Here is a 13,524-nt window from a genome sequence, read left to right as displayed (position 1 = left end):
GCCCCCAAACCCCCGAGGAGCGCACGGCCAGGTGCCTGCCCGAAAGGCCCGCCGCTCCCCAATCCGCTGCAGCGGCGGGCAACGACCACGGCGCAGACCGGCGGCGCCGAACCCAGCCGCGCCACCGCCCCCCCAACCGAGCCGTGCCCCCCGCCCCCCGGCGGCCCCAACAGGCGGGGGCGTTCGAACGGCGTGACGATGGGCGAAGCCCTACGGCGATAGCGACACCGCGAGGAGGCGTCGATGGCATACGACGACGCGGCGACCGCCAACGTGGCCGCCCACCGCCCGGCCGAAGGGCCGGGCGGACAGCAGCGGCGGACCGTCCTCGTGGCGATGAGCGCCCTGCTCATGGGCCTGCTGCTGGCCGCGCTCGACCAGACCATCGTCTCCACCGCGCTGCCCACCATCGTCAGCGACCTGGGCGGCATGCGGCACCTGTCCTGGGTGGTCACCGCCTATCTGCTCGCCTCCACCGCCGCCACCCCGCTGTGGGGCAAACTCGGCGACCAGTACGGGCGCAAGAAGCTGTTCCAGACCGCGATCGTGATCTTCCTGGCCGGTTCCGCGCTGTGCGGACTCGCCCAGAACATCGGCCAGTTGATCGGCTTCCGGGCCCTCCAGGGCCTGGGCGGCGGCGGGTTGATCGTGCTGTCGATGGCGATCGTCGGCGACATCGTGCCGCCCCGCGACCGTGGCCGCTACCAGGGCCTGTTCGGCGCGGTGTTCGGTGCGAGCAGCGTGCTCGGACCGCTGCTCGGCGGACTGTTCGTGGACCACCTCAGCTGGCGCTGGGTCTTCTACATCAACCTGCCGATCGGCGTCGTCGCCCTCGCCGTCATCGCCGCCGTACTGCACATCCCACGGCACCGCACCAAGCACGTCATCGACTACGCGGGCACCGCCGTCATCGCCGCGGTGGCGACCTGCCTGGTCCTGGTCGCCTCACTCGGCGGCACCACCTGGGCCTGGGGATCGCCGCAGATCATCGGGCTCGCGGTACTCGGTGCCGTACTGCTCGCGGTCTTCGTCGCCATCGAACGCAAGGCGGCGGAACCCGTGCTCCCACTGAGACTGTTCCGCATCGGGACGTTCTCGCTGTGCTCGGTCATCGGTTTCGTCATCGGCTTCGCGATGTTCGGCACGATGACCTTCCTGCCGACGTTCCTGCAGGTCGTGCACGGGGTCAGCCCCACGCTCTCCGGTGTGCACATGCTGCCCATGGTCTTCGGCATGCTGCTGTCCTCCACCGCCTCCGGCCAGCTCGTCAGCCGTACCGGGCGGTACAAGGTGTTCCCGGTCGCGGGCACCGCCGTGATCATCGTCGGCCTGATCCTGCTGCACCGGCTCACCGAGTTCAGCAGCACCCTGATGATGAGCGTGGACTTCTTCGTCTTCGGCTTCGGCCTCGGCCTGGTGATGCAGGTACTGGTGCTGGTGGTGCAGAACGCGGTCGGTTACCAGGATCTGGGCGTGGCCACCTCGGGGGCGACCTTCTTCCGGTCGATCGGCGCGTCGTTCGGCGTGGCGATCTTCGGCACCATCTTCGCCAACGAGCTTGCCGACAAGATGGGTTCGGCGCTGGCCGGCAAGCCGGTGCCGCCCGGCTTCAACCCCAAGCTGCTCCAGGCCGATCCGCACAGCATCACCGCGTTGCCGTCCATCACCAGGGCGGCGGTGCTGCACGCGTACTCGGGGGCGATCACCGATGTGTTCCTGTACGCCGTGCCGGTGGCCGCGGTGGCCTTCGTACTGGCGTGGTTCCTGAGGGAGCAGCCGCTGCGCGGTTCGGTACGGGCGCCGGACGTCAGCGAGACGTACGCCTCCAACCCGGTCGAGCGGTCCTCGCGTGAGGAGGTGGCTCGCGCGCTGTCGGCGCTGGGCACCAAGGAGGGCCGCCGCGACCTGTACCAGAAGATCACCGACCTGGCCGGGATGGATCTGCATCCGGCTTCCAGCTGGCTGCTGTTGCGGATCAACCGTTACGGGTCGGCGGCGCCGCAACTGCTGGCGGAACGGACCACCGTTCCGCCGCACATCGTGTACCAGGCCGCGGCCGAGACGGAGTTGCGGCGGTTGACCCGCCGCGAGGGGCTGGTACTGGTACTCACCTCCGAGGGGCGCAGGGTCGCCGCCCGCCTGGTGGAGGCCCGTACGCAGGTGCTGGCCGAACTCCTCGGCGACTGGTGGGACCCCCGCCACACCACGGACGATCTGCACGACCTGCTGAGGAGGTTGAGCGGCCAGCTGTGCGGGGACGATCGCGATCGTCCGTCCGCTCCGGACGCCGGACGACCGGCGTCGTAACACCCCATCGTTCGCGGTTGGTTGGTACCGCCGGTCTGGACCGACGTGGTCGCTCGCCTTCGCGGCCGGAGAACCCCTGCCGTACCCCCGAAGGCGCTACCGCCCCGCGCGCAGCGCGTCCGCCTCGGCCCGGGTGGCCACCGCCGGAGGCGAGCCCGGCAGCGGCTTGCGGGCCGTCTCCGGCATGCACAGCACCGCGATCCCGCCGATCACCGCGGCGGCCATCATGTAGTACGCGGGCATCATCCCGTTACCGGTGGCGCTGATCAGCGCCGTCACGACGAGCGGCGTCGTACCGCCGAACAGCGAGACGGAGATGTTGAAGCCGATCGACAGCGCCCCGTACCGCATGCGGGTCGGGAACAGCGCGGGCAGCGCCGCGGGCATCGCACCGGTGAAGCACACCAGCAGCAGGCCGAGCGCGGTCATGCCCACGTACACGCCCAGCAGGCTGCCCTGCCGGATCAACAGCAGCGCCGGGACGGACAGTACGAGGAAGCCGAGGCAGCCCGCTCCGATCACCGGCCGCCGCCCGAAGCGGTCGGACAGCTTCCCGGCGAACGGCTGCACCGCCATCATCAGCACCATCACGACCAGCACCGCCACCAGCCCGTGGCTGGCGTCGTAGTGCAGCTGCCCGGAGAGGTAACTGGGCATGTACGACAGCAGCATGTAGTCGGTGACGTTGAACACCAGCACGAGCGCCACGCACAGCAGCATCGCGCGCCACTGCCCGACCAGGATCTCCCGCAGAGTGGAGCCCTGCTGCTCGGTCTGCTTGGCCCGGGCCTGCTGCTCCAACTGCGCGAAGGCGGGCGTCTCTTCGAGCCGCAGTCGCAGGTACAGACCGATCAGTCCCAGCGGACCGGCGATCAGGAACGGAACCCGCCAGCCCCAGGAGAGCAGTTGGCCGTGGCTGAGCAGCCCGGTCAGCACGGCCACGAGCCCCGCGCCCGCCACGTAGCCGACCAGCGTGCCGAACTCCAGCCAACTGCCGAGGAACCCGCGCCGCTTGTCGGGCGAGTACTCGGCGATGAAGGTGGACGCGCCACCGTACTCACCGCCGGTGGAGAAGCCCTGCACCAGCCGGGCGGCGAGCAGCAGGATCGGCGCGCCGACGCCGATGCTGGCGTAGGACGGGATCAGGCCGATGGCGAAGGTGCCCACGGCCATCATGATCATGGTGATGGCCAGCACCTTCTGCCGACCGATCCGGTCGCCGAGCGGGCCGAACACCATGCCGCCGATGGGGCGGACGAGGAACGCCGCGGCGAACGCGCCGAAGGTGGACAGCAGTTGGGCCGTGGAGCTGCTTGAGGGGAAGAAGACCTCGCCGAGGGTGACCGCGATGTAGCTGTAGACACCGAAGTCGAACCACTCCATGGCGTTGCCCAGCGCGGCGGCGCTGACCGCCCGCTTGACCATCCGCTGGTCGACGACGGTCACGTCGGTCACGTCCTGGGAGCCGCGGGGGCGTGTGGCCGCTTCCGTGTCGGAATGTCGATATCGGGTGGCCGTGGTCACGCTGACTGCCTGCTTCCTGTCTCGGGGTTCCGAGACCGGGTGGGACCGCGTGTCTCGGAAATGGCCGGATTCGACCTTAGACAGTGCCGACAGAGCGGCGGATGTACCGCCCTGCGCTGTGATGTTTACGGAAACACCGCTCCGAACTGCGGAAACGCCGAGCGGCCGGGCGACCGATCGATGATCTTTCGGTGAGCTTTGTCACCTCTTTATGTCGGGCATTCCGGATTTACATCGCGGTCGGTTACGTGTAGGTCACACGCAGCTCCTTGACTCCGTTGAGCCAGGCGGAGCGCAGCCGTCGTGGCTCGCCGACCAGCTGGATGCCGGGGGCGGCGTCCGCGATGGCGTTGAAGATCAGGTCGATCTCCAGCCGGGCGAGGTTGGCCCCGAGACAGAAGTGCGGCCCACCGCCGCCGAAGCCGAGGTGTGGATTGGGGTCGCGGGTGATGTCGAAGCGCTCGGGCGCGTCGAACACTTGCGGGTCGTTGTTGGCCGACGAGTAGAAGATGCCCACCCGCTGGCCGCGTTTGATCTCCTGGCCGCCGAGCGCGGTGTCGCAGGTGGCGGTGCGCTGGAACGACACCACGGGCGTGGCCCAGCGCACGATCTCGTCGGCGGCGCTCCTGGGGCGCTCGCTCTTGTAGAGCGCCCACTGCTCGGGGTGGGTGAGCAGGGCGTGCATGCCGTGGGTGATGGCGTTGCGGGTGGTCTCGTTTCCGGCCACCGCGAGCAGCAGCACGAAGAAGCCGAACTCGTCGGTGCCCAGGTTGCCCTCGTCCTCCGCGGCGACCAGCGCGCTGACGATGTCCTTGGCCGGGCACTCCTTGCGGGCGGCGGCGAGGTTCATCGAGTACGAGATCAACTCCAGTGCGGAGTCGCGGCCGATCTCCTCGGTGATGGCCAGTTCCGGATCGTCGTAGCCGATCATCTTGTTCGACCAGTCGAAGATCCTGGCGCGGTCCTCCTGGGGTATGCCGATGAGCTCGGCGATGGCCTGGAGCGGCAGCTCCACCGCGATGTCGGTGACGAAGTCGCCGCTTCCGGCCGCCTTGGCCCTGGCCACGATCCTTCGCGCCCGCTCGCGCAGCGTGTCCTCCAGGGCGCGTATCGCCCGTGGAGTGAAGCCGCGCTGGACGATCTGGCGGACCCTGGTGTGCTCCGGGGGGTCCATGTTCAGCATGATCAGCTTCTGGACGTCTATCTGGTCGCGGGTCATCGACTCGTTGAACCGGATGATCGCGGTGTTGCGGTTGGAGGAGAAGACCTCCGGGTTGGTGGAGACCTCCTTGACGTCCTGGTGCCGGGTGACGACCCAGTAGCCGTCGTCGCCGAAGCCCGCGATGTTGTGCGGCTGGGCGTTCCACCACACCGGTGCGGTGCCGCGCAGTTCGGCGAGTTCGGGCAGCGGGACCCGCTGGTGGTAGAGGTCGGGGTCGGTGAAGTCAAAGCCATCGGGCAGCGCGGGGCAGGGCATCGGCGACTCCGGGTAACTGACGGCTCGTCAGGTAGGCTGTCGAAGCTAGTGACGGTCGCGTCAACTGGCAAGGGACTCCGCGCCATCCGTTACCCGCCATGAGCACTCGTTGGCCTGCGTCACCCCTTGCGCCCCCGTACCCCCGGTAATACAACTGCGAGGAGAACTGGAACGCGTACTAGTTCCGCCGTGGGTTCCGGGCGCCGGGACGCCCGGAGCCGAGGAGAGGACGAGATTCATGGCCGCTGAACCCGTCATCGTCGAGGCAGTACGCACCCCCATAGGAAAGCGCGGCGGCGCGCTGAGCAATCTCCACCCCGCCTATCTGCTGGGCGAGACCTATCGCGAACTCCTGGCCCGCACCGGTATCCAGCCCGACTGCGTCGAGCAGATCGTCGGCGGAACCGTCACCCACGCCGGGGAGCAGTCGATGAACCCGGCCCGTACCGCATGGCTGGCGATGGGGCTGCCGTACGAGACGGCGGCCACCACCGTGGACTGCCAGTGCGGCTCCTCCCAGCAGGCCAACCACATGGTGGCCAACATGATCGCAGGCGGGGTCATCGACATCGGCATCGGCTGCGGGGTGGAGGCGATGTCCCGGGTTCCGCTCGGCAGCGCCTCCAAGCACGGGCCCGGCAGGCCGTTCCCCGACGAGTGGAACGTCGACCTGCCCAGCCAGTTCCAGGCGGCCGAACGCATCGCGAAACGGCGCGGGTTGACCCGTGAGCGGGTGGACGCGCTGGGCCTGCTGTCCCAGCGGCGGGCGGCCACCGCATGGGCGGAGGAGCGCTTCAAGCGGGAGACCTATCCCGTCCAGGTACCGACGACCGAGGAGGAGCAGCTCGCGGGCGGCGGCATGTGGCGGCTGGTCGACCGGGACGAGGGGCTGCGCGACACCAGCGCGGAGGCGCTGGCGGGCCTGAAGCCGGTCATGCCGACCGCGGTGCACACCGCGGGCAACTCCTCGCAGATCTCCGACGGCGCGGCGGCGGTGATGTGGGCGAGCAAGCGGATGGCCCGGGCACTGCGGCTCAGGCCCCGGGCCAGGATCGTGGCCCAGGCCCTGGTCGGCGCCGATCCGCACTTCCACCTCGACGGCCCGATCGACGCCACCCGGGCGGTGCTGGGCAAGGCGGGCATGACGCTGCGGGACATCGACTTGGTCGAGATCAACGAGGCCTTCGCGTCGGTGGTGTTGAGCTGGGCCCAGGTCTTCGACGCCGACATGGACAAGGTCAACGTCAACGGCGGCGCGATCGCGCTGGGCCACCCGGTGGGCGCCACGGGAGCGCGGTTGATCACCACCGCGCTCCATGAACTGGAGCGCACGGACCGGGAGTTCGCCCTGATCACCATGTGCGCGGGCGGCGCGCTGGCGACGGGGACGATCATCCAGCGACTCTGAGCCCGCCAGCCCGACCGGGGCGCGGCTAATGGCCGCGCCCCGCGCGGGCGGGGCTAGTACGCCGCGCGGCGGCAGCCGAATACGTCCGCGCGCTCCTCGATCTGGGCGATGAGAGCGAGGTTCGGGGTATCGCCGGTGACATGCTGCGCGTCCGGGAAGTACTCCCAGGCCCAGTCACTCACCGGCGACCTGTGCCCGTGCGTGGTCCATGATCTCCCGGATCTCACACATGGCGTGATCAAGTGCCTCGCGGTCCTCCGCGCCCTGAGCGGCCTGCTCCGCCGCATGGAACCGCTGGGCGATGCCTGGGAACCGTTCGATTTCGATCACGGTCGCCCATTTGAGCTGGAACATGGCGATGGGGCCGAAGCTGTTGTGCTGCGTGGCCATCGTGAAGACCGTGTCACGCTCAGCCGTCATCTCCGGCAGTCGGGACGGCGCCACCTGGGCGAGGGCGGCCCGGAGGGCTGGGAATGTCTTCTCAGGTCTGGGGATGAGCGGCCCATCAGGCTCGGCAGGGTGCGCCGTCATGCTGTTCTCCCGCTGTTCTCCCTGGGATGCCCCCGGTCACGGTACCCGCATCCCCATCTCTGGCCACGGGTATAGGTGAGGGCCGCCTTCATGGCGCGAGCCGCGGCAGGGCACCCCCGACCCGCGACCGACCGTGCGCAACGCAAGCGAACGGCCGACGGTAGTCGGGTGGGCGAAACGTTGAATCCAAGCCTGCCGCGCTACCCGCCCAGCACTGCCCGGAACGACTCGATGGTGCGGCGTCGGAACGTCATGAACGCCAGCCAGGAGCCGTCCGCGTAGTGGACCCGGAAGCGGGCCATGAGCTGGAGGCGGGGCCTGCGTTCCACGCGGGCGACCCAGTTCCGGGGAATCTCCCAGACCGGGGTGCCGTCCAGGTTGTTCACCAGCCCCACGCGTTGGGTGGTGACGCGCAGGACCAGACCGCGTGAGACGTCCGGGCAGGAGGCGGCGATGCTGCCGTGGCCGCCGCCTTGGGCGCCGACGTTGCGCATGATGGCGTTGCCGACCATGCCGCCGACGTTCACGCTCACGCCTCGCGCGTTCTTCACCGGAACGACGAGGGCGTAGGAGAGCAGTTGCTCTCCGGGCGCCAACTGGCTTCTGGCGGCGCGCTCCCGCACGGACGCTCCAGCCGCGGACATCGGATTCCCCCTGCTCGATTCGAACGACGGGGAATCATAGCGTCGGCCCATCACCCTCGGTGAACGCCACCGGAGCCTCGAACGCCGCTCGGCGGGTGGCGCGGCGTAGGGCCCTCAGGACGGCGGTGCCCAGGGTGAGTGTCAGTGCGGCGGTGACCGCCGCCCGTGGCAGGTCCCAACCCAGGGACGTGGCGAGGCAGTACGCCGCGAAGTGCGCGAGGTTCTCAGGGAGCGCGGCGCCCGGTACGTAGCCGATGCCCGACGACAGGCCGCTGATGTACGGCCAGCCCTGGAGGTTCATGATCGTGCCGTAGCCCAGCGAGGACACCACCCCGTACCCCGCCAGCATCGCCAACTCGCCCCGGCCGCCGGGGCGTTGCGGCAGCAGGCCGGAGCCCATGCCCACCCAGCCCATGCTGAGCATCTGGAACGGCAGCCACGGCCCCACCCCGCCGGTCAGCAGCGCGGAGGCGAACATCGACACCGCGCCCAGCACGAAGCCGAAGCCCGGGCCGAGCACCCGGCCCGCCAGCACGATCAGGAAGAACATCGGCTCTATGCCCGCTGTTCCCGCGCCCAGCGGTCGCAGCGCCGCGCCCGCCGCCGCGAGCACCCCGAGCATCGCGATCGCCTTCGCGTCCAGTCCGGTGTCCGCGATCGAGGCCACCACCACCGCCAGCAGCAGCGGCAGCAGCCCGGCGAACAGCAAGGGCGCGTCCGCGCTGTGCGCCAGCCCGGAGCCGGGGTCGGCCAGCAGCGGCCAGCCGAACGCGGCGAGACCGATCAGCGACAGCAAGGCGAGCGCCACCGCCGACCGCGGACCGAGCCGAACCGGCCGCACACGATCAGCGCGCCTCATGCCCGCGCCTCGTCCGCCAGCGCCGCCGCGACCTGCGGGACCGTCAGCCACGGCCCGGGCTGGAGGACCTTCGCCACCTGCGGGGCGAAGGCGGGCGAGGAGACCACCACCTCCGCGGTGCGGCCGTCGGCGACCACCTCACCGTCGGCGAGTACCACCACCCGGTGTGCCAGCTCCGCCGCCAACTCCACGTCATGCGTGGCCAGTACGATCGCATGGCCGTCCGCCGCCAGTGCCCGCAACCGGGTCACCAGCCGGGACTTGGCCGCGTAGTCCAGCCCCCGGGTCGGCTCGTCGAGCAGCAGCAGCGGCGGTCGGGCGGTCAGTACGACGGCCAGCGCCAGCGCCAGCCGCTGGCCCTCGGACAGGTCACGCGGATGCGTCTGGTCCGGTACGCCCGGCAGCAGTTCGGTGACCAGCGCCCGGCAGGCGCCCGGTGCTGCGCCCGCGTCCTGGTCGGCGGCCAGGCACTCGGCGGCGACCGTGTCCGCGTACAGCAGGTCGCGCGGCTCCTGCGGCACTAGGCCGACCCGGCGCACCAGTTCGCGCGGCGCCGTGCGGTGCGGCACCGCCCCGCCGACCCGCACGGTACCGCGGGCGGGCTCGTGCAGACCGGTGAGCGTGCCCAGCAGGGTGGACTTTCCCGCCCCGTTGCGGCCCATCAACGCCACCGTCTCGCCCGCCCGTACCGTCAGCTCCACCCCGTGCAGCGCCTCGATCCGCCCGCGCCGCACCGAAAGTCCCGACACCTCGGCGACCGGTGCCGTCTTCTGCGGCGGCACCACCGGCACCGGCCCGCGGTCCGCCAGCCGCTCCCGCAGCGGCCGCGCCGCCCGCCGGGCGTCCCGCACCGACAGCGGCAGCGGTGACCAGCCCGCCAGCCTGCCCAGGCCGACGACCGGCGGAAACACCGGCGAGACCGCCATGATCCCGGCCGGATCCCCGGCCACCGGCGGCACCCCCGGCCCGGGCAGCAGCACCACCTGATCCGCGTACTGCACCACCCGCTCCAGCCGGTGCTCGGCGAGCAGCACCGTGGTGCCCAGGTCGTGCACCAGCCGCTGCAGCACGGCCAGCACCTCCTCGGCCGCCGCGGGGTCGAGCGCGGAGGTGGGCTCGTCCAGCACCAGCACCTTCGGATGCACGGTGAGCACCGAGCCGATCGCCACCCGCTGCCGCTGGCCGCCGGAGAGCGTGGCGATGGGCCGGTCCCGCAGCTCCGCCAGGCCCAGCAGGTCCAGCGTCTCCTCCACCCGGCGCCGCATCACATCGGACGGCAGCCCCAACGACTCCATGCCGTAGGCGAGTTCGTCCTCCACGGTGTCGGTGACGAAGTGCGCGAGTGGGTCCTGGCCCACCGTGCCCACCACGTCGGCGAGTTCACGCGGCCGGTGGGTGCGGGTGTCCCGGCCCGCCACGGTGACCCGGCCGTGCAGCGTGCCGCCGGTGAAGTGCGGCACCAGACCGCTGACCGCGCCCAACAGTGTCGACTTGCCGACACCCGACGGGCCGACCAGCAGGCACAGTTCGCCCTCCGGAACGGTGAAGTCCACAGCGCGCAGCGCGGGTTCGGCCGCGTCCGGGTAGCTGACGCAGACGTGGTCGAAGCGGATCACCGCTCGGCTCCCTTCGAGTCGGATCTCGGCGGTGCCGGTGCCACGACGGCGGGCAGCAGCCCCAGCAGCACCGCCGCCGCGGGCCACAACGGCAGCGTCGGCGCGCTCAGCGGCACCACTGGCGGGTTCAGCGCGGCCGGGTCACTGGCCGCGGCATGGCTCAGCAGGGCGGCGACGGCCACCCCGGAGGCGGTGACCAGCCAGGCCCGGGCGCCCCAGCGGTCCGGCCGGTACCGGGTGCGTACGCTGCGGCGGCCGCCCAGCCACAGCCCGGCCAGCGCCGCCAGCAGGCCCAGCGCCAGCACCGGCACCCCGAAGCCCACGCCCCGCGCCGCCAGCAGCCCGTACGTCCCGGCGCACACCCCGAGCAGTCCGCCCAGCGTCAGCGCCGCGGTCAACCGACGTACCCGCGGCGGGACTTCGGCGGTACGGCCGTAGCCGCGTGCGTCCATCGCCGCTGCCAGCGCCACCGAGCGCTCCAACGCGCCCTCCAGCACCGGCAGTCCCACCTGGAGCAGCGCCCTGAAGCCCCGGTCGGCCCGACCGCGCATCCGCCGTGCGGCGCGCAGCCGCTGCACATCGGCCACCAGGTTCGGGGCGAACGTCATGGCCACCACCACCGCGACCCCCGCCTCGTACAGCGCCGCGGGCAGCGACCTCAGCAGCCGCGCCGGGTTGGCCAGCGCGTTGGCCGCGCCCACGCACACCAGCAGGGTGGCCAGCTTCAACCCGTCGCACAGCGCGAACAGCACCTGCTCGGCCCGCACCGGCCCACCGAGCCGCACCCCCTGCGCCCACTGCGGCAACGGCACCTCCGGCAGCCGGAACAGCACATGGGTGCCCGGTATCGGCGAGCCGAGCAGGACCGCGAAGACCACCCGCAACATCAGCACCAGCAGCCCGAGTTTGAGGAACGCGCCATAGGAACGGCCCCATGGCGCGTCGGTCCTACGGGCCGCCACCACATAGCCCGCCACCGCGACCAGCAGCAGGAGCAGCAGCGGATTGCTGGTGCGCGACGCGGCCGTGGCCAGACCCAGCGCCCACAGCCACCACGCGCCCGCGTGCAGCGCGTTGGAACGGGTGGCCGCCGGCTGCCGCAACCAGCCGCGCGGCCCCGTCACCCGGACCGCCGCCTACGGGACTGCCACAGCGCGCCCGCGCCCAGTGCGGCGACCACCGCGACGCCCGCGAACAGGCCGAGCGACGGACCGCCACCGGACGCCTTCGGCCGTGCGGCGGCCGACGGCGACGGGCTGCGCTCCGGGGCGGAGCCGACCTGCTCACCGCAGCCCGACTGCGGGTAGCCGGTGATCGCGCACACCAACCCGGCCGAGTTGTAACGCAGCGGCTTGGCCACCGCGGCCAACGCGTCGGCGGCGGTGGCGTCCTGAGCCACCTGGGCACACGCGGTGTGCGCGGGCGGCGGAGTGGCACCGTTCGGCGCGTCGGCCGCGGTGCCGAAGTCCAGCACCAGCGCGACCCGCTTCATCCCGGGCGTGGTCTCGGTGTTGGCGCAGATCGTGTCGAACTGCGCACCGCCACGCGGCCTTTGCGCGCTGGCAGAGTCCGCGCTGACCGCGAACCGCCAGCCCTCGACGTCGCCGTCGGACGGCTTGGTCATCGCGGGCCCGGTCCGCGCGTACGACCAGGAGTCCGCGTCGCGCTCCCAGAACGACCAGTACCGGTAGCCCTCCGCCTGGGCCGGGGGCGCGGCGAACAGCACCGTCGCCGCCAACAGCGCGGCGGCAAGCAGTCCTCGCATCAGACCTGCTTCTTGTTGCGCATGCTGAACGCCCAGCCGATGCCGATGCCCGCGACCAGCCCGGCGCCCACGATCCACCACGCCGAGCCGCCACCGTCGCCCTTGTGGTCGGCGGAAGAGGACGGAGCCGGGGACTGCTCAGGGCGCGGGCCGGTGTTGACCAACTGCTGCACCAGGTCGTTGCCCGCGAAGTCATGCGGGTTGGCGCCGGTCGCGGCGGACGCCAGGACCAGCGAACCCAGCGCGGCCGGGTCGCCCTTGGCCCACCCCGCGGCGTTCTTCGTCAGCCAGGTGTACGGCTTCTTCGCCGCCTCCAGGTGGTCGCCCGCGGCCAGCGCCAGCACCGCGTCGGCCGTGGTGCCGTAGTCCGGGGTCTTCTGGGTGGAGCCCGGCTGGGCGGTGGCGAGGTGGTCGCCGTTCGCGGAGAGGGTGGCGGCGAGGTACGCGGAGGCGGCGTCGGCGGCGGTGGCCGGGTCGTTCGCCTTCTGCGCCGCGGAGCAGTCAAACCCCTTCGGGTCGGTGTTCTTCGCGGGCGCGGCGATCACGTACCCCTTGCCGAGCGCCGCGAAGGCCGCGTCCGCGGTCGCCTTGTCGTTGGGGGTGAGCGCGCCCGTCTTGTCTGGCTGGTAGGCGAACGCTCCGCGCTGCGAGTCCTGCGCGTCCTTGGTGCCGCAGCCGATCTGCAACGAAAGCAGCGCGTCGTAGGGCGACTTGCCGCCCCTGGTCACGCTCGCCAGGTCCTCGCCGGGGGCGGCCAGCGCGCCGATCACCACGGCCGTGGAGTTGGTGTCGCTGGGCATGCCCGGCTGGTAGCCCCAGCCGCCGTCAGCGTTCTGCATCGCCTTCAGCCAGTGCACCGCCTTGCTCACGGTGGTCCCGTGCCCGCCGACGGCCGCCAGCGCCTGCACGGCGACGGCCGTCGAGTTGGTGTCCTCGTTCTTCGGGGCGCACCGCGTGTCCGGGTTGGCGCGGTAGGTGGCGAAGCCGCCGTCGGCGCACTGCTGCCCGACCAGCCAGTCCACGGCCTCCTTCGCCGGGGTGACCTTCACCGTGCTCAGCGCCAGCAGCGCGGTGGACTGCCGCCACACGCCGTTGTACGTGGGGTCCGCGGCGCCGTACAGCCCGACGGGCAGGCTGGACGACGACGGGGACGGCGCGGCCGCGCCGATGAGCGCGGTGGCGGCCAGCGCGGTGGCGGCGGCCGCACGCCAGCGTGAGGGGGCCATGAGTCGGTTGCCTTTCGGTGAGCGGAGCGCAGCCGGAGCCCGGTGCCCGCGCGGGCACCGGGCTCCGGCTCCGTACCTCGACGGTGCCGGTGATCGCGCGATCACCGGGAGCCGCTCGCGTACGCACGGGCGCTCCGGCTGAGCGGATGCATCACGGTTGCGGGTCA

Annotated in this window: 12 protein-coding genes; 2 read left to right on the top strand and 10 right to left on the bottom strand. The window is 71.6% G+C overall.

Annotated features, from left to right (window positions below; all coding sequences use genetic code 11):
* Window positions 1-243 precede the first annotated feature (243 nt).
* Window positions 244-2,307, top strand: coding sequence for an MDR family MFS transporter (locus NON19_RS31415; protein WP_255932657.1), 2,064 nt, complete (start codon window positions 244-246; stop codon window positions 2,305-2,307).
* Between the two features lie 96 nt (window positions 2,308-2,403).
* Here the strand turns inward: NON19_RS31415 and proP are convergent, their stop codons facing one another.
* Window positions 2,404-3,831, bottom strand: a complete 1,428-nt coding sequence (gene proP, locus NON19_RS31410) for a glycine betaine/L-proline transporter ProP (RefSeq protein WP_372514364.1) — start codon at window positions 3,829-3,831, stop codon at window positions 2,404-2,406.
* Between the two features lie 244 nt (window positions 3,832-4,075).
* A complete protein-coding gene (locus NON19_RS31405) occupies window positions 4,076-5,308 on the bottom strand; it encodes a cytochrome P450 (protein ID WP_255932653.1) in 1,233 nt (410 codons plus the stop codon).
* 238 nt (window positions 5,309-5,546) lie between these two features.
* On the opposite strand from NON19_RS31405, the gene NON19_RS31400 reads away from it, so the two are divergent.
* Entirely contained in the window at window positions 5,547-6,716 is a 1,170-nt protein-coding gene (locus tag NON19_RS31400) for a steroid 3-ketoacyl-CoA thiolase (protein ID WP_255932641.1), read from the top strand.
* Window positions 6,717-6,769: 53 nt separating this feature from the next.
* Here NON19_RS31400 and NON19_RS31395 read toward each other — a convergent pair whose 3' ends face one another.
* The 8 genes from NON19_RS31395 to NON19_RS31360 form a co-directional block, all read right to left on the bottom strand.
* Complete coding sequence (locus NON19_RS31395; RefSeq protein ID WP_255932629.1) at window positions 6,770-6,898, bottom strand: hypothetical protein; 129 nt, start codon at window positions 6,896-6,898, stop codon at window positions 6,770-6,772.
* On the bottom strand, window positions 6,891-7,247 hold the full coding sequence (locus NON19_RS31390; RefSeq protein WP_255932627.1) for a hypothetical protein: 357 nt from the start codon (window positions 7,245-7,247) through the stop codon (window positions 6,891-6,893). The genes NON19_RS31395 and NON19_RS31390 overlap by 8 nt, the downstream gene beginning before the upstream one ends.
* Before the next feature lie 200 nt (window positions 7,248-7,447).
* Window positions 7,448-7,891 carry a hypothetical protein gene (locus NON19_RS31385; RefSeq protein WP_255932625.1) on the bottom strand — a complete coding sequence of 148 codons (444 nt, stop codon included), beginning with the start codon at window positions 7,889-7,891 and terminating at the stop codon, window positions 7,448-7,450.
* Window positions 7,892-7,925: 34 nt separating this feature from the next.
* The gene (locus NON19_RS31380) at window positions 7,926-8,750 is read right to left on the bottom strand and encodes an ECF transporter S component (protein ID WP_255932623.1); all 825 of its coding nucleotides are present in this window, start codon (window positions 8,748-8,750) and stop codon (window positions 7,926-7,928) included.
* Window positions 8,747-10,366 (bottom strand): ABC transporter ATP-binding protein, encoded by a 1,620-nt coding sequence (locus NON19_RS31375; RefSeq protein WP_255932621.1) that lies wholly within the window; start codon window positions 10,364-10,366, stop codon window positions 8,747-8,749. The genes NON19_RS31380 and NON19_RS31375 overlap by 4 nt, the downstream gene beginning before the upstream one ends.
* The gene (locus tag NON19_RS31370; protein ID WP_255932611.1) at window positions 10,363-11,490 is read right to left on the bottom strand and encodes a CbiQ family ECF transporter T component; all 1,128 of its coding nucleotides are present in this window, start codon (window positions 11,488-11,490) and stop codon (window positions 10,363-10,365) included. Before NON19_RS31370 ends, NON19_RS31375 begins: the two co-directional genes overlap by 4 nt.
* A complete protein-coding gene (locus NON19_RS31365; RefSeq protein ID WP_255932609.1) occupies window positions 11,487-12,131 on the bottom strand; it encodes an SCO2322 family protein in 645 nt (214 codons plus the stop codon). Before NON19_RS31365 ends, NON19_RS31370 begins: the two co-directional genes overlap by 4 nt.
* Window positions 12,131-13,357 (bottom strand): SCO2321 family membrane protein, encoded by a 1,227-nt coding sequence (locus NON19_RS31360; protein WP_255932607.1) that lies wholly within the window; start codon window positions 13,355-13,357, stop codon window positions 12,131-12,133. The genes NON19_RS31365 and NON19_RS31360 overlap by 1 nt, the downstream gene beginning before the upstream one ends.
* Between the last annotated feature and the right edge of the window lie 167 nt (window positions 13,358-13,524).

It is taken from the genome of Streptantibioticus rubrisoli, from assembly GCF_024436055.1.
GTDB classification, from domain to species: domain Bacteria; phylum Actinomycetota; class Actinomycetes; order Streptomycetales; family Streptomycetaceae; genus Streptantibioticus_A; species Streptantibioticus_A rubrisoli.
The sequence above is the reverse complement of the archived record's forward strand: the minus strand, read 5'-3'. Positions and strand labels throughout refer to the sequence as shown.